The following is a 16,809-nucleotide window of genomic DNA, read 5'->3' on the forward strand; positions in this document are numbered from 1 at the left end:
GAGGAGCCGATCCATGGAAGCGCCCCGCAATCCTCAAGACCTTCGACGTCGCGCGTTGCTCAAGCTGAGCGGCGCTGTGTCCATGCTGCCGGTGCTGCAGGCCTGCGGAGGCGGCGGTGGTGCGGGCAATGGCAGCGCTGCAGGGGGACCGGCCGCAAGCAGCGGCACCACGCCATCTTCAGCGCTCGCCGCCGGGGAGGTGGCAGCCCTTTTCGCCCCGGCCGCGATCGCCTCGCGCGCCCTCTGGTACGACAGCCCGGCCACCGACTGGGAATCGCAGGCGCTGCCCATCGGCAATGCACGCCTCGGCGCGATGCTGTTCGGCGGCGCCTTCAACGAGCGCATCCAGTTCAACGAGCAGAGCCTGTGGGGCGGGGTCAACAACTACGACAACGCGCTCGCCGGCAAGAACGACGATGCCTTCGACACGAGCGTGACGGGCTTCGGCAGCTACCTGGCCTTCGGCGACATCGCGCTTGCCTTCACAGGCGGCACCGCATCGCCCCAGGTGGCGTGGCCCGCGCCGCAAGGCACCGCTTCTGCCAGCGAAGGCGTGGCCAAGAGCGTGGATGGAAGCAGCGGAACCAAGTGGTGCATCGACGGCCCGGGCGCTCTGGTGCTGTGGCAGGCCGAGCTGCCGCAGGCGGCCGCCGTGTCCGCCTACACGCTGACGAGCGCCAACGATGTTCCGGCGCGCGATCCGCAGCAATGGACCTTCGCGGGATCGAACGACGGTGCGGCATGGACGACGCTGGACACGCGCTCGCTGCCCGTGCCGTTCGAATCGCGCGCGCAAGCCAAGGCGTTCACCTTCACCAACACGACGGCCTTTCGCTTCTACCGGTTCGCCTTCGTACCCAAGGCGGGCGTGAGCCACTTCCAGGTCGCGGAGATCGCGCTCGCGGGCGTCGACCTGAAGCCCGGCGCCGAAGCGGCCACCACGGGCTATCGGCGCACGCTGGACCTCGGCACCGGCGTGCACACCACCGAGTTCAGCACCGGCGGTCGCAAGATCGTGCGCGAAGCCTTCGCGAGCAAGGTCGCCGACGTGATGGTGTTCCGCTACACCGCCACCGATGCGCATGCGTTCTCCGGCACGCTCACGCTGACGTCCATGCAGGGCGCCACCGCGACGGCCGATGCCGCCACCGGCCAGGTGTCGTTCAGCGGCGCGATGGCCAACAGCCTGAAATACGCCTGCGCGGTGCAGGTGGTGAAGGAAGACGGGCAACTCGCCGTGTCCGGCAACGCGCTGCGCTTCGATCAATGCACCAGCCTCACCCTGCTGGTCGATGCGCGCACCGACTACAAGCTGGACTACGCCGCCGGCTGGCGCAGCACCGACCCCGCGCCGCGCGTGCAGGCCGCGCTTGCGGCGGCGGCTTCGAAGACCTATGCCGCATTGCGCCAGGCGCATGTCGCCGACTTCGGCGCGGTCATGTCGCGCGCCTCCGTTACCTGGGGCAATAGCGATGCCTCCGTGGTGGGGCTCACCACGCGCCAGCGGCTCGAACGCTATGCACGCGGCGCGGCAGACCCGGGCCTGGAGCAGGCGATGTTCGACTACGGCCGCTACCTGCTCGTCAGTTCGTCGCGGCAAGGCGGCCTGCCCGCCAACCTGCAGGGCTTGTGGAACAACAGCAATTCGCCGGCCTGGGCGAGCGACTATCACACCAACATCAACGTGCAGATGAACTACTGGGGCGCGGAGAGCACCGGCCTGCCGGACTGCCACACGCCGCTGGTCGACTTCGTCTCGCAGGTCGCCGGACCGAGCCGCATCGCGACGAGGAACGCCTTCGGCGCCAACACGCGCGGCTGGACGGCGCGCACCAGCCAGAGCATCTTCGGCGGCAACGCATGGAACTGGAACAACGTCTCCAGCGCCTGGTATGCACAGCACCTGTACGAGCACTTCGCATTCACGCAGGACCTGAACTACCTGCGCAACACCGCTTATCCGATGCTCAAGGAGATCTGCCAGTTCTGGGAAGACCGGCTGAAGCTGCGCGCCGACGGCCTGCTCGTGGCGCCCAACGGCTGGTCGCCCGAGCACGGGCCGACCGAAGACGGCGTGATGTACGACCAGCAGATCATCTGGGACCTGTTCCAGAACTACCTGGACGCGGCCCGCACGCTGAACGTCGACGCGGCCTATCAAACGACCGTGGCCGGCATGCAGGCGAAGCTCGCCCCGAACAAGATCGGCAAGTGGGGCCAGCTGCAGGAGTGGCAGGGCGACATCGACGACCCCAAGGACAACCACCGCCACACCTCGCACCTGTTCGCCGTGTACCCGGGGCGCCAGATCACTCCGGCGAAAACGCCTGCGTTCGCCGCTGCCGCGCTGGTGTCGTTGAAGGCACGCTGCGGCGAAGTGGCCGGCCAACCGTTCACCGCGTCGATGGTCACGGGCGACAGCCGCCGTTCGTGGACCTGGCCCTGGCGCTGCGCGCTCTTCGCGCGGCTGGGCGATGCCGGGCGCGCGCAGACGATGCTGCGCGGTTTGCTGACCTACAACACGCTGCAGAACCTGTTCTGCAACCACCCGCCGTTCCAGATGGACGGCAACTTCGGCATCTCCGGCGCGCTGACCGAGATGCTGCTGCAAAGCCACGAGGGCGTGATCGTGCTGCTGCCTGCCTGCCCCGACGACTGGAAGCCAGCCGGCGCATTCAACGGCCTGCGCGCACGCGGCGGCTACCGCGTGAGCTGCGTGTGGAAGAACGGTGTGGTCACGTCCTATGAAATCGTCGCGGACAAGGCCCGCGACAAGACGCCGGTGCGCGTACGCATCAACGGTGAAGAACGCGATGTCACGCCCACGTGACGCAATGAACAGATGACTTCCACAAGACTCCAGAACAAGACAATCCTCATCACCGCGGCAGCGCAAGGCATCGGCCTTGCCACCGCGCTGGCGTGCGCACGCGAAGGTGCAGAGGTGATTGCGACCGACATCAACGCCGCGCTCCTCGACAGGCTGGCGCATGCGTCGCCCGGCATCCGCACCGCGGTGCTCGATGTGCGCAGCGCGGATGCAATTGCCGCGCTGGCCGCCGAGCTGCCCGCGCTCGATGGTCTCTTCAACTGTGCAGGCTACGTGCACCACGGCAGCGTGCTCGATTGCGACGAGGCCGCGTGGGACTTCAGCTTCGACCTCAACGTCAAGAGCATGTACCGCATGGTGCGCGCCTTCCTGCCGGGCATGCTCGACAAGGCACAGAAGGAAGGTGGCGGTGCATCGATCGTCAACATGGCGTCGATGGCTTCGTCGGTGAAGGGATTCCAGAACCGCTTTGCCTATGGCGCGTCCAAGGCCGCGGTGATCGGCATGACGAAGGCCCTCGCGGCGGACCATGTGAAGCAGGGGCTGCGCTGCAATGCGCTGTGCCCCGGCACCGTGGACACGCCTTCGTTGCGCCAGCGCATCGCCGCCGCACCCGATCCGGCGCAGGCCGAGCGCGACTTCATCGCACGCCAGCCCATGGGCCGCCTCGCGGTGGCGGAAGACATCGCGCCGCAGGTCGTGTACCTGCTGAGCGACGAGTCGCGCTTCGTCACCGGGCAGGTGGTGCTCGTCGATGGCGGCGTTACCATTTGACGAGAGACGAAGGGTGCCAAGCAGCATGACTCCACGCATCGACTCGCATCAGCATTTCTGGCGACCCGCGCGCGGCGACTACACGTGGCTGCGCGCCGATGTGCCAGCCCTCGCGCCGCTGGTGCGCGACTTTCTCCCCGAAGATCTCGCGCCTCTTTTGCAAGCGCATGGTGTCGAGCGAACGGTGCTCGTTCAGGCCGCCGACTCGGAAGCCGAAACGGATTTCATGCTGGAGCTCGCCACCGCGCACGATGTGGTCGGTGGCGTGGTCGGCTGGGTCGACCTGAGCAGCGCTGCAGCAGTGGCCTCGCTCGAACGCATGGCGCGGCACCCCAAGTTCAAGGGCGTGCGGCCGATGCTGCAAGACCTGGCCGACGACGACTGGATCGCGCGCATGCCGCATCCCGATGCGGTGCAGGCGCTGGTGCGCCTGGGCCTGCGTTTCGATGCGCTGGTGAAACCTCAGCATCTGCCTTCGCTGATCCGCTTCCTGAAGGAGTGGCCGCAATTGCCCGTGGTGATCGACCATGCCGCCAAACCGCCTCTGGGTGCGCGCGACAGCGAAGCCTTCGCCCTCTGGCGCAAGCACATCAATGCGCTTGCGGCGCTGCCGCAGGTGTGCTGCAAGTTCTCGGGCCTCTGGAGCGAATCGCCGCGGGCTGCACACCACGATGTCGACGTTGCGGCGCGCATTGTGCGCCCGGTGTGGGAACACCTGCTCGACAGCTTCGGTCCCTCGCGCCTCATGTGGGGCAGCGACTGGCCGGTGCTCAATCTGGCCGGTGACTACGCGGGCTGGATCGCGGTCAGCGAGGCTTGCATTGGCGGCCTCTCGGCCGGCGAGCAGTCGCAAGTCTGGCGGGGCACGGCGCAACGCTTCTATGACCTCCAGCCGGATTGAACGCGCCATCATGCAACCCATCGTCACCATCCGCGACCTCTGCAAATCCTTTGCCGGCGTGCGCGCCCTCGACAAGGCCCAGTTCGATCTGCGGCCCGGCGAGGTGCATGCGCTCATGGGCGAGAACGGCGCGGGCAAATCCACGCTCATGAAGGTGCTGGCCGGCGTCTACAGCAAGGACTCGGGCGAAGTACTGATCGACGGCAAGCCAGTGGACGTCGCGAGCCCGCGCGCCGCGCAGGCGCTGGGCATCGGGATCATCCATCAGGAACTCAACCTGATGAACCACCTGAGCGCTGCGCAGAACATCTTCATCGGCCGTGAGCCACGCGGGCGCTTGGGCTTCTTCATCGACGAGGAGGCGATGCGCGCCGAGACACAGCGCATCTTCGATCGCATGAACCTGCGGCTCGACCCGCACACGCCGGTGGGCGAGCTCACGGTGGCCAAGCAGCAGATGGTGGAGATCGCGAAAGCGCTCTCTTTCGATTCGCGCGTGCTCATCATGGATGAGCCCACCGCCGCGCTCAACAACGAGGAAGTGGCCGACCTGTTCCGCATCATCGGCCAGCTCAAATCGCAGGGCGTGGCCATCGTCTACATCTCGCACAAGATGGACGAATTGAAGCGCATTGCCGACCGCGTGACCGTGATGCGCGACGGCCAGTACATCGCCACCGTGTCGATGGCCGATACGCCGATGGATTCGCTCATCGCCATGATGGTGGGCCGCCAGCTCACCGAGGTGGAGAACGATTTTCCCGACACTTCGGGCAACGAGATCGTGCTGGAGGCCCGTGGCATCACGCGCGGCGCGATGGTGCGCGATGCGAGCTTCGTGCTGCGCCGGGGCGAGATCCTGGGCTTTGCGGGGCTCATGGGCGCAGGCCGCACCGAGCTCGCGCGCGCGGTGTTCGGCGCCGACCCCATCGATGCAGGCGAGGTCTTCGTGCGCGGCAAGAAGGTGTCGATCAGGTCGCCCGAGGATGCGGTGTCGCACGGCATCGGCTACCTCTCCGAAGACCGCAAGCACTTCGGCCTGGCCACCGGCATGGACGTGGAGACCAACATCGCGCTGCCGAGCATGAAGAAGTTCGTATCGATGGGCGTCTTCATCGACCAGGCGGCCATCGAGGCGGCCGGCAAGCGCTACGTGAAGCAGCTCAACATCAAGACGCCCTCGGTGCACCAGCAGGTGCGGCTGCTCTCGGGCGGCAACCAGCAGAAGATCGTGATCGCCAAGTGGCTGCTGCGCGACTGCAGCGTGCTCTTCTTCGACGAACCCACGCGCGGCATCGACGTGGGCGCGAAGGCCGAGATCTATCGCCTGCTCAACGAGCTGGCCGCCGAGGGCAAGGCCATCGTGATCATCTCTTCCGAACTGCCCGAGATATTGCGCGTGAGCCATCGCGTGCTGGTGATGTGCGAAGGCCGCATCACCGGCGAACTGGCGGGGCGCGAAGCCTCGCAGGAAAAGATCATGCAGCTCGCCACCCGGCGCGAAGCTGCAGCCACCGCATGAAGACTGGAGACACGCTTTGACGACCCCCACTGCTACCACCGCCGCCACTGCCGCACCCGGCTTCTCGCTGAGGGCGCGGCTCTTTCGCCCAGCCACGCGGCAAAAACTCTTGGCATTTGCCAGCCTCATCGCGCTGATGGTGTTCTTCAGCTTCGCTTCGCCGCAGTTCCTGCAGACCGACAACCTAGTGAGCATCCTGCAGTCGACCGCGGTGAACGGCGTGCTGGCCATCGCATGCACCTTCGTCATCATCACCGCGGGCATCGACCTCTCGGTGGGCACGCTCATGACCTTCTGCGCCGTCATGGCCGGCGTGGTGCTCACCTACATGGGCATGCCGCTCGGCCTGGGCATCGCGGCGGCGATCTTCTTCGGCGCGCTGGCCGGCTTCGTCTCGGGCGTGCTGATCGCCAAGCTCAAGATCCCGCCGTTCATCGCGACGCTCGGGATGATGATGCTGCTCAAAGGACTGTCGCTGGTGATCTCGGGCACCAAGCCGATCTACTTCAACGACACGCCGGGCTTCACCGCCATCTCGCAGGATTCGCTGATCGGCGACCTCATTCCGTCGCTGCCGATTCCCAACGCGGTGCTGATCCTGTTCCTGGTGGCGGTGGCAGCGAGCATTTTGCTCAACCGCACGATCCTCGGGCGCTACACCTTCGCACTCGGCAGCAACGAGGAGGCGGTGCGCCTCTCGGGCGTTAACACCGATTTCTGGAAGGTCGTGGTCTACACGGTGAGCGGCGGCATCTGCGGCATCGCGGGCTTGCTGATCGCCTCGCGGCTGAACTCGGCGCAGCCGGCGCTCGGGCAGGGCTACGAGCTCGATGCGATCGCGGCCGTGGTCATCGGCGGCACGTCGCTCAGCGGCGGCACCGGCACCATCGTCGGCACGATCATCGGCGCCTTCATCATGAGCGTGCTGACCAACGGGCTGCGCATTCTTTCGGTCGCGCAGGAGTGGCAGACGGTGATCACGGGCGTGATCATCATCCTGGCCGTGTATGCGGACATCCTGCGCCGCCGTAGCAGCAACAAGCACTGACCCGATCCGATCCGATTTCCCATTTCTACAACCACAGGAGACCTTTGCATGATTCAACGAAGAGCAGTCACCACCACGCTGGGCGCGGCCCTCATCGGCCTGTCGGGCCTTGCACAAGCGCAACAGGCGCAGGAGATTTACATCCCGCTCGTCTCCAAGGGCTTTCAGCACCAGTTTTGGCAGGCCGTGAAATCGGGTGCCGAGCAGGCCGCGAAGGACCTGAAGGTCAAGGTCACCTTCGAAGGCCCCGAGACCGAGGCGATGGTCGACAAGCAGATCGACATGCTCTCCGCCGCGCTCGCCAAGAAGCCGCAAGCCATCGGCTTCGCAGCACTTGATAGCCAAGCCGCCATTCCGCTGCTGAAGAAGGCGCAGGCCGCGAAGATTCCGGTGGTGGCCTTCGACTCGGGCGTGGACAGCGACATTCCCGTGACCACCACCACGACCGACAACAAGGCCGCTGCGGCGCTGGCCGCCGACAAGATGGCCGAGCTGATCGGCAAGTCGGGCGAGGTCGCGCTGGTCGTGCACGACCAGACCAGCCGCACCGGCGTGGACCGGCGCGATGGGTTCGTCAACCGCATCAAGTCGACCTACCCGAACATCAAGATCGTGAGCGTGCAGTACGGCGGCGGCGACCAGCTGAAATCGACCGAGATCACCAAATCGATCCTGCAGGCCTCGCCGAACCTCAAGGGCATCTTCGGCGCCAACGAGGGCTCCGCCATCGGCGTGGTCAACGGCGTGAAGGAGATGAAGCGCAACGGCAAGATCGTGATCATCGGCTACGACTCCGGCAAGCAGCAGAAGAACGCGATCGTCGACGGCAGCATGGCCGGCGCGATCACGCAGAACCCGGTGGGCATGGGCTACAAGACCGTGGAGATGGCGGTGAAGGCGATCAAGGGCGAGAAGCTGCCCAAGATCGTGGACACGGGCTTCTTCTGGTACGACAAGACGAACATCGCCGACCCGAAGATCGCGGCGGTTCTGTACGACTGATTTCCTTTTTCTCTGAAGACCCCGTTCATGACCATCGTTCGATCCATGCGCGTACTGGACGTGCGCTTTCCCACTTCGCAGCAGCTCGACGGCTCCGACGCGATGAACCCCGACCCGGACTACTCCGCGGCGTACGTCGTGCTGGAGACCGACCAGCCGGGGCTCGAAGGCCACGGCCTGACCTTCACCATCGGACGCGGCAACGAGATCTGCTGCGCAGCCATCGAGTCGATGCGTCACCTCGTCGTCGGGCTCGACCTCAAGTGGGTGGCCGAGGACATGGGCCGCTTCTGGCGGCACATCACCTCCGACAGCCAGCTGCGCTGGATCGGCCCGGACAAGGGCGCGATCCATCTGGCGACCGGCGCGGTGGTCAATGCGATGTGGGACCTGTGGGCCAAGTCCGAAGGCAAGCCGGTGTGGCAACTGGTGGCGGACATGAGCCCTGAAGAGCTCGTGCGCTGCATCGACTTTCGCTACATCACCGACTGCATCACGCCCGAGGAAGCGCTGGTGTTGTTGCGCGAAGCCTCCGTCGGCAAGGCCGAGCGCATTGCCACGCTGAAGGCCGAGGGCTACCCCTGCTACACGACGTCGGCGGGCTGGCTCGGCTACTCCGACGAGAAGCTGCGGCGGCTCGCGCAGGAGGCGGTGGATGCAGGCTTCAACCACGTCAAGCTCAAGGTGGGGCGCGACCTGCAGGACGACATCCGTCGGCTGACGGTGGCGCGCGAAGTGCTGGGGCCCGATCGCCATCTGATGATCGACGCCAACCAGGTGTGGGAGGTCGACCAAGCCATCGACTGGGTGAAGCAACTCGCATTCGCCAAGCCGTGGTTCATCGAGGAGCCGACGAGTCCGGACGACGTCGAAGGCCATCGCAAGATCCGCGAAGGCATCGCGCCGGTTGTGAAGGTGGCCACTGGCGAGATGTGCCAGAACCGCATCATGTTCAAGCAGTTCATCATGCGCGGCGCCATCGACGTGGTGCAGATCGATTCATGCCGGCTCGGCGGGGTGAACGAAATCCTCGCGGTGATGCTGATGGCCGCGAAGTACAAGCTGCCCGTGTGCCCGCACGCGGGCGGAGTGGGGCTGTGCGAGTACGTGCAGCACCTGTCGATGATCGATTACCTGTGCATCTCGGGCACGCGCGAAGGGCGGGTGATCGAGTATGTGGACCACCTGCACGAGCACTTCGTCGAGCCCTGCGTGGTTCGCGATGCGGCGTACTTCCCGCCGACGGGAGCGGGCTTCTCGATCACGATGAAGCCAGCGTCGCTCGAGCGTTATCGCTTTCGCGGGTAAATGAACAACGACAGGAAGGGCGTCGCGCAGTCATGGACTTGAATCTGAAAGACAAGGTGGTGCTCGTCACCGGTGGCGGCAGCGGCATCGGAGCGGCCATTTCGCTCACGCTTGCGCGTGAGGGCGCGGTGCCGGTGATCTGCGGGAAGAATCCGCTGGATGCGGCGTTCGAGGAGGAACTGCGCGGATTGCAGCCGCGGGCGCGGTTTCTTCAATTCGAGCTGATGGAAGAAGCGGCTTGCGGCAAGGCGATAGAAAGTACGGTCGCGGAGTTCGGGCGTATCGATGGGCTGGTCAACAACGCGGGTGTGAACGACAGCGTGGGGCTCGAGGCCGGGCGCGAAGCGTTCATCGCGTCGCTGGACCGGAACCTCATTCACTACTACGTGATGGCGCATTTCTGCCTGCCGCATCTGAAGGCGAGCCGCGGTGCCATCGTGAACATTTCGTCGAAGACCGCGCTGACCGGGCAGGGCAATACCAGCGGCTACACCGCGGCCAAGGGCGCGCAGTTGTCGCTGACGCGCGAGTGGGCGGCTTCCTTGCTGGAGGATGGCGTGCGTGTCAACGCGGTGATTCCCGCCGAGGTGATGACGCCGCTGTACCAGCGCTGGATCTCGGCCTTCGACGAGCCCGACCGCAAGCTCGCGACGATCACCGACAAGATTCCGCTGGGGCGCCGGATGACGACGCCGCAGGAGATTGCGAATTCCGTGGTGTTCCTGCTGTCCGACACTGCTTCCTCACACACGACGGGGCAGTGGGTGTTCGTGGATGGTGGGTATACGCATCTGGACCGGGCGCTGACCTGATCTCTCATCGCTCTTTTTTCTTCTATCGACTACCGGATCGAACGACCCATGCGCCACTGCCTTGCCCTCGACCTGAAAGACGACCCGGCACTGATCGCCGAGTACGAGGCCTATCACCGCAACATCTGGCCCGAGGTGCGCGCGCACCTGCATGCGCATGGCGTGACGGGGATGGAGATCTACCGGCTCGGCACACGGATGGTGATGCTGATGGAGACGGACGACGCGCGGTATGACGCGGAGGCGATGGCGGCTGCAACGGGCAGCGATCCGAAGATTCGGGAGTGGGAGGCGCTGATGTGGAAGTTTCAGGCGCCTACGCCGTGGACGCCTGAAGGGGAGAAGTGGGTGGGGATGGAGCGGATCTTCGAGCTGTAACGAAAAACGGACCCCGAAGGGTCCGCTTGCTGTCAATCCACGGCCCGACCACTGGGCGGGTAGGCCATCTTCATGATGAGCTTCGATGATTTCGCATCAATGATCGTGATGCAAATAGCTCGCTTGCCGCGGCAGCCGCAGGCTGACGAGGAACGCAATCACCATCATCCCGCTCACGTACCAGAAGAACGCCGACTCATGCCCCAGTGACTTGAGCCCGAGCGCCACGTACTCGGCCGACCCACCGAAGATCGCATTCGCCACAGCGTAGGCCAAGCCGACACCGAGAGCACGCACCTCAGGCGGAAACATCTCCGCCTTCACGATACCGCTGATCGACGTGTAGAAGCTCACGATCGCCAGCGCCACGATGATCAGCACGAAGGCCAGTACGGGGCTCGTCGTGTGCTGCAGCGCCGTCAGGATCGGCACGGTCGCAAGCGCACCGAGGCCACCGAACAGCAGCATGTTGTTGCGCCGCCCGATGCGGTCCGACAGCGCGCCGAACACCGGCTGCATGCACATGTAGACGAACAGCGCGCCGGTCATCACATAGCTAGCCGTCTTGATCGGCAGGTGCACCGTGTTCACCAGGTACTTCTGCATGTAGGTGGTGAAGGTGTAGAAGATCAGCGAGCCGCCGGCCGTGTAGCCCAGCACCGTGAGGAATGCCGGCGTGTGGTGCTTGAAGAGCCCGGCCATGCTGCCGGCCTCCTTGTTGGCCTTGGCTTCGGCGCTCTGCGTTTCATGCAGCGTGCGGCGCAGCAGCAGCGCGACGACCGCGGCGATGGCGCCGATCACGAACGGAATGCGCCAGCCCCACGACTTGAGTTCGGCCTCGGTGAGCAACTGCTCGAGCACCACGATCACCAGCACCGCGAGCAATTGCCCGCCGATCAGCGTGACGTACTGGAACGACGAGAAGAAGCCGCGCTGTCCGCGCAACGCGACCTCGCTCATGTAGGTCGCCGTGGTGCCGTATTCGCCACCGACCGAGAGGCCCTGGAACAGACGGCACACCAGCAGCAGAAACGGTGCCCACGCACCGATCTGCGCGTAGGTCGGCAGGCACGCGATGACGAGCGAGCCGCCGCACATCATCGTCACGGAGATGAGCATCGAGGTCTTGCGCCCGAGCCGGTCGGCCACGCGGCCGAAGAGCCAGCCGCCGATGGGCCGCATGAGGAAGCCGGCCGCGAACACGCCGGCCGTGTTGAGCAGCTGCGCGGTGGGGTCCGATTTGGGAAAGAAGGCCGGCGCGAAATAGAGCGCCGAGAACGCGTAGACGTAGAAGTCGAACCACTCGACCAGATTGCCCGACGAGGCCGCCATGATGGCGAAGACGCGGTGCCGTTTTTCTTCGGCGGTGTAGTGCGGGGGCGAAGAGGAAGAGGCCGTCTGGCCTCCTTGAGTGGGCGTGACTGCGCTCATGGTGGCTGTGCCGCCATGCAGGGCGGCTGTGTTGTTGTCTGCTGCAACATTCTGTCCCGCACGCCCGCTGCGCGTGTCAGCAGGCGCCGCATCCACCTGCCGTCGAAGTGGCCTTGTCGGCCCTGCCTCTTACCTGTCTCTTTCTTCTCTTCAGAAGGTGCCGGGCAGCAGGATGCCGGAGTTGACCGTGTCGATCTGCGTGTGGCCGCAGAAGGCCATGGTGATGTCCAGTTCCTTGTGGATGATCTGCAGCGCCCGCGTCACGCCCTCTTGCCCGTGGGCGCCGAGGCCGTAGAGAAAGCTACGGCCGATCATCGTGCCGCGGGCGCCGAGCGCGCGGGCCTTGAGCACGTCCTGTCCGCTGCGGATGCCGCCGTCCATCCACACCTCGATCTCGCTGCCCACCGCTTCGACGATGGCCGGCAGCGCGGCAATGGAGGAGGGCGCGCCGTCGAGCTGGCGGCCGCCGTGGTTCGACACGATGAGCGCATCGGCGCCGCTGCTCGCCGCGAGGCGCGCGTCTTCCACGTCCATGATGCCCTTCAGGATGAGCTTGCCGCCCCAGAGCTTCTTGATCCACTCCACGTCGGCCCAGCTCAATGCGGGGTCGAACTGTTCGGCGGTCCACGAAGAGAGCGACGACAGATCCTTCACGCCCTTCGCATGCCCCGCGATGTTGCCGAAGGTGCGGCGCTTCGTGCCCAGCATGCCCATGCACCAGTGCGGCTTGGTCGCGAGATTGATGAGGTTCCTGATGGTGGGCTTGGGCGGCGCGGTAAGCCCGTTCTTGATGTCCTTGTGGCGCTGGCCGAGGATCTGCAGGTCCAGCGTGAGCTGCAGCGCCGTCACGTTCGCCGCCTTGGCGCGCTCGATGAGGCGTTCGATGAAGTCGCGGTCCTTCATCACGTAGAGCTGGAACCAGAAGGGATGGCGGTCGGTGTTTTCGGCGATGTCTTCCAGCGAGCAGATGCTCATGGTCGAGAGCGTGAACGGAATGCCGAAGGCCTTGGCCGCGCGGGCGCCGAGGATCTCGCCGTCCGCATGCTGCATGCCGGTGAGGCCGGTGGGCGCGATGGCGACGGGCATCGCCACGTCCTGGCCGATCATGGTGGTGCGCGTGGAGCGGCCCTCCATGTTCACCGCCACGCGCTGGCGCAGCTTGATCTTCTGGAAGTCGCTCTCGTTGGCGCGGTAGGTGCCCTCGGTCCAGGCGCCGGAGTCGGCGTAGTCGTAGAACATCTTCGGCACGCGCCGCTTGGCGATCACCCGCAGGTCTTCGATGTTGGTGATCTTGGAAAGGTCGGCCACGGGGGAGTCTCCTGGGTTGTCTCTGTTGTTCGATCGCGCGAGCGGGGATTATGGGCAGGCTCCGCCGCGGGCCGAGTGTGGCGTCCGAAACGGAACCCGATCTGAAAAATACCCGGGCCGTGCCTGAAAAGAATTCAGCCGGCCGGGCCGTCGATCAATCCATCAGTCGCGCAGCGCCTGCCGCAGCCATTCGACGAAGGTCGCGCACTCCCAGCGCTCCATCGCCCCCGGACGCCAGCACAGGAAGTAGGCGTTGGGCGAGGGCACGCTCTCGGCCGAGAGCCGTACCAGGCGCCCGTTGTCCAGCCACGCGCTGCCCAGCTTCAGGTGCATGAGCACCACGCCGAAGTCCTCGGCCGCCGCGTCGAGCGCCAGGCCCAAGTCGTTGAACTGGTGGCCCGTGGCCGGCTCCGGCAGGCCGATGCCGTGCGCCTTGAACCAGGTGCGCCACGATTCGAGGGGCGTGCGCAGCAGTTGCACGCGCGAGACCTCGGCATCGGTCGCGAAGCCATCGAACGGCCCGTGGCGCTGCAGATACGCCGGGCTGCAGGCGGGTGCCACGTCGTCGGCCAGCAACTGGCAGAACTCGCGGTCGTGAAAAGGCCCGGTGCCGAAGCGCAGCTCCAGGTCGGCCTCTTCGGCCGTGAGGTTGCGCACCGGCATGGTCACCTGCAGCATCAGTTCGATGTTCGGATAGGCATCGCGAAACCGCGCGAGCCGGGGCAGCAGCATCTGGCGGGAGAACGTGGGCGTGACCGCCACGCGCAGCCGCCGCACCTGCGACTCGGGCTCGCGCCCCGGCACCTGCTGCAGCGCCGCAATGGCCTCGCGCACGCGGGCGAGATACGCCACGCCGTCGGCGCTCAGGCCGAAGTCGTTGCCGGTGAAGAGCTTGAGTTCGAGCTGCGTCTCCAGCTGCCGGATGCGGTGGCTCACCGCGCTGGGCGTCACGCTGAGTTCTTCGGCCGCGAGGTTCACGCTGCGCAGCCGTGCGACGGCCTCGAAGGCCTGCAGGCCCTGGGTCGAGGGGAGTCGCGTGGATGCCATGTGCTGTTGCGTGCCGGGGGGTAGGATGTTAGCGAATCGCTGTCGGTGGCTCGTGGCGTCGTTCTCGTTTGTCTTGTGTTGCCTTCGGCGATTTTTCGGTGCGTTCCGCACACCGTCTCATAACCAAATCCAACAGGAGACAAACCCATGGTCTGGCAACAGGTCTACAACCCGTTCGGCAATATGGTGGTATCGACGGCACTGGCCGCGATACCGGTGGTGGTCATGCTCGTGTGCCTCGGGCTCTTGCACGTGAAGGCGCATTACGCGGCGGGGCTCGGCCTGCTGAGCGCCGTGCTCATCGCGGTCTTCGCCTTCGGCATGCCGGCCGACATGGCGGGCAAGGCGGCCTTTCTCGGCGGCATCACCGGCCTCCTGCCCATCGGCTGGATCGTGCTGAACATCATCTTCCTGCAGCAGCTCACGCAGCAGAACGGCAGCTTCCAGATATTGCAGGACTCGATTGCCGGCATCACCGAAGACAGGCGCCTGCAGCTGCTGCTCATCGCCTTTGCCTTCGGCGCTTTCTTCGAAGGCGCGGCGGGCTTCGGCACGCCGGTGGCGGTGACGGCCGCGATCCTCATCGGCCTGGGCTTCTCGCCGCTCGCGGCCTCGGGGCTCTCGCTCATCGCCAACACCGCGCCGGTGGCCTTCGGCGCGCTGGGAACGCCGGTGATCACGCTGGCCAAGGTGCACGGCTACGACCTCATGGCCGTCACCGCGATGATCGGGCGGCAGCTGCCGTTCTTCTCGTTGCTGGTGCCGTTCTGGCTCATCTGGGCCTTCGCGGGGCGCAAGGGAATGATGGAGGTGTGGCCGGCCATTCTGGTGACGGGCCTGTCGTTCGCGATTCCGCAGTTCCTGGTGTCGAACTACATCGGCCCCGAGCTGGTGGACATCATCGCGGCCATCGTCTCGATGGTGTGCCTGGTGCTCTTTTTGCGCGTGTGGAAACCGAAGACCGTGTGGACCTCGGTCTCGCTCAAGGGTCACGAGAAAGACGGCGGCGAGGCCGGCCCCGCGGTCGCGCCCAAGAAGCATTCGAGCGCCGACATCGTGCGCGCCTGGACGCCCTGGCTCATCCTCACCGTGTTCGTCTTCATCTGGGGCCTGCCGGTGGTCAAGACCTGGCTCAACGGCATCTTCGCGCCCAACTTCCCCATCGACGGCCTGCACAACATGATCGAGAAGGTGGCGCCGGTGGTGCCCAAGCCGACGAAGGAGGGCGCGGTGTACCAGCTGCTGCTGCTCTCGGCCACGGGCACCGGCATTCTGGTGGCGGCTCTCGTGGGCGGGCTGGTGATGAAGTACAACCCGGTCCAGCTCGTCGCCGCCTACGGCCGCACGCTGTGGCTGGTGAAGTTCTCGCTGCTCACCATCATGCTGATGCTCGCGCTCGGCACGCTCACGCGCTACTCGGGGCTCGATACGACGCTGGGCCTGGCCTTTGCCAACACGGGCGTGTTCTATCCGTTCTTTGGCACGCTGATGGGTTGGCTGGGCGTGGCGCTCACGGGCTCGGACACCGCATCGAACGTGCTCTTCGGCGGCATGCAGAAGGTCGCGGCCGACCAACTGGGCCTGAGCCCCAACCTCATGGGCGCGGCCAACAGCTCGGGCGGCGTGATGGGCAAGATGATCGATGCGCAGTCGATCGTGGTGGCCTCCACCGCCACGCGCTGGTTCAACCACGAGGGCGAGATCCTGCGCTACGTGTTCTTTCACTCCATTGCGCTGGCCTGCCTCGTGGGTTTCTACGTGACGCTGCAGGCTTATGTGTGGCCGTTCACGCTGATGGTCGTGAAGTAGTTTGTTCGACGGAGGCCACCAGCGCCTCCAGCAGCCGTCGCAGGTCGCTCACGGCTTCGCGCGCCACGGCGGCATCGCCCATCTGGGCCTTGATGATGGCGCCGTCGATGCCGATGCCCGCGGCCTGCGCGAGCGCCATGCGTGCCGGCGTTTGCGCGGGCAAGAGGCCTGCGATCACCTCGACCATTTCGCGCTTGTGCTCGCGCGATCGTTCCAGTGCGCCTTCCACGCTGCCGCCTACTTCGGCCGTCGCGTTGATGAACGCGCAGCCGCGAAACACCGGGTCGGCGAACCACTCGGCCATCACATCGGCCAGCAGCAGCAGGGCGTTGGCATCGCCCGCGCGCTCGTGCGCGCCGCGCCGGCCCAGCGCATCGACGAACCATGCCATCCACCGCGTGTGCCGATGGTCGAGAAACTCGCGCACCAGGTCGTCCTTGGAGGGGAAGTGCCGGTAGAAGGTGACCTTGGTGACGCCAGAGGCGGCGATCACGCGGTCGATGCCGGTGGCGCGGATGCCGTCGCGATAGAAGAGGTCGTGCGAGGTGACGAGGATGCGCTCGCGCGCGGGCAGTGCCGAGATGTCCATGCGGCGATTGTAGGCAGTTCGCCAGCATGTAGACAGGTCTGTCTACTCGT

Annotated in this window: 14 protein-coding genes; 10 read left to right on the plus strand and 4 right to left on the minus strand. The window is 65.7% G+C overall.

Annotated elements, in window-relative coordinates; translation table 11 throughout:
* Nucleotides 1–13: 13 nt before the first annotated feature.
* The 9 genes from QF040_RS32270 to QF040_RS32310 are packed head-to-tail and all read left to right on the plus strand — an operon-like array spanning nucleotide 14 to nucleotide 10,575.
* Nucleotides 14–2,830, plus strand: coding sequence for a glycosyl hydrolase family 95 catalytic domain-containing protein (locus QF040_RS32270; protein WP_429614306.1), 2,817 nt, complete (start codon nucleotides 14–16; stop codon nucleotides 2,828–2,830).
* 12 nt (nucleotides 2,831–2,842) lie between these two features.
* Nucleotides 2,843–3,604, plus strand: a complete 762-nt coding sequence (locus QF040_RS32275; RefSeq protein WP_429614307.1) for an SDR family oxidoreductase — start codon at nucleotides 2,843–2,845, stop codon at nucleotides 3,602–3,604.
* A gap of 25 nt (nucleotides 3,605–3,629) precedes the next feature.
* Nucleotides 3,630–4,505, plus strand: coding sequence for an amidohydrolase family protein (locus tag QF040_RS32280; protein WP_429614308.1), 876 nt, complete (start codon nucleotides 3,630–3,632; stop codon nucleotides 4,503–4,505).
* Nucleotides 4,506–4,515: 10 nt separating this feature from the next.
* Nucleotides 4,516–6,027 carry a sugar ABC transporter ATP-binding protein gene (locus tag QF040_RS32285; RefSeq protein WP_429614309.1) on the plus strand — a complete coding sequence of 504 codons (1,512 nt, stop codon included), beginning with the start codon at nucleotides 4,516–4,518 and terminating at the stop codon, nucleotides 6,025–6,027.
* A gap of 16 nt (nucleotides 6,028–6,043) precedes the next feature.
* Complete coding sequence (locus QF040_RS32290) at nucleotides 6,044–7,075, plus strand: ABC transporter permease (protein ID WP_429614310.1); 1,032 nt, start codon at nucleotides 6,044–6,046, stop codon at nucleotides 7,073–7,075.
* A 48-nt stretch (nucleotides 7,076–7,123) separates the two neighbouring features.
* The gene (locus QF040_RS32295; RefSeq protein ID WP_307509835.1) at nucleotides 7,124–8,077 is read left to right on the plus strand and encodes an ABC transporter substrate-binding protein; all 954 of its coding nucleotides are present in this window, start codon (nucleotides 7,124–7,126) and stop codon (nucleotides 8,075–8,077) included.
* A 27-nt stretch (nucleotides 8,078–8,104) separates the two neighbouring features.
* Complete coding sequence (locus QF040_RS32300; RefSeq protein WP_429614311.1) at nucleotides 8,105–9,385, plus strand: L-fuconate dehydratase; 1,281 nt, start codon at nucleotides 8,105–8,107, stop codon at nucleotides 9,383–9,385.
* Nucleotides 9,386–9,417: 32 nt separating this feature from the next.
* Nucleotides 9,418–10,197 carry an SDR family oxidoreductase gene (locus QF040_RS32305; protein ID WP_307650442.1) on the plus strand — a complete coding sequence of 260 codons (780 nt, stop codon included), beginning with the start codon at nucleotides 9,418–9,420 and terminating at the stop codon, nucleotides 10,195–10,197.
* Nucleotides 10,198–10,245: 48 nt separating this feature from the next.
* Entirely contained in the window at nucleotides 10,246–10,575 is a 330-nt protein-coding gene (locus tag QF040_RS32310) for an L-rhamnose mutarotase (protein WP_429614312.1), read from the plus strand.
* Nucleotides 10,576–10,671: 96 nt separating this feature from the next.
* Here the strand turns inward: QF040_RS32310 and QF040_RS32315 are convergent, their stop codons facing one another.
* The 3 genes from QF040_RS32315 to QF040_RS32325 all read right to left on the minus strand — a co-directional run bounded on the left by QF040_RS32315 (nucleotide 10,672) and on the right by QF040_RS32325 (nucleotide 14,361).
* Entirely contained in the window at nucleotides 10,672–12,006 is a 1,335-nt protein-coding gene (locus QF040_RS32315) for an MFS family transporter (protein WP_307643441.1), read from the minus strand.
* 150 nt (nucleotides 12,007–12,156) lie between these two features.
* Nucleotides 12,157–13,314 carry an alpha-hydroxy acid oxidase gene (locus tag QF040_RS32320; protein WP_429614313.1) on the minus strand — a complete coding sequence of 386 codons (1,158 nt, stop codon included), beginning with the start codon at nucleotides 13,312–13,314 and terminating at the stop codon, nucleotides 12,157–12,159.
* Nucleotides 13,315–13,476: 162 nt separating this feature from the next.
* Nucleotides 13,477–14,361, minus strand: coding sequence for a LysR substrate-binding domain-containing protein (locus QF040_RS32325; protein WP_307684636.1), 885 nt, complete (start codon nucleotides 14,359–14,361; stop codon nucleotides 13,477–13,479).
* Nucleotides 14,362–14,508: 147 nt separating this feature from the next.
* Between QF040_RS32325 and QF040_RS32330 the strand changes: the two genes are divergently transcribed.
* Nucleotides 14,509–16,170, plus strand: a complete 1,662-nt coding sequence (locus QF040_RS32330) for an L-lactate permease (RefSeq protein ID WP_307643439.1) — start codon at nucleotides 14,509–14,511, stop codon at nucleotides 16,168–16,170.
* On the opposite strand, the gene QF040_RS32335 is transcribed toward QF040_RS32330, so the two are convergent.
* Entirely contained in the window at nucleotides 16,148–16,759 is a 612-nt protein-coding gene (locus QF040_RS32335) for a TetR/AcrR family transcriptional regulator (RefSeq protein ID WP_429614314.1), read from the minus strand. The genes QF040_RS32330 and QF040_RS32335 overlap by 23 nt on opposite strands.
* Nucleotides 16,760–16,809: the final 50 nt, after the last annotated feature.

It is taken from the genome of Variovorax sp. W2I14, assembly GCF_050435205.1.
GTDB lineage: Bacteria > Pseudomonadota > Gammaproteobacteria > Burkholderiales > Burkholderiaceae_C > Variovorax > Variovorax paradoxus_C.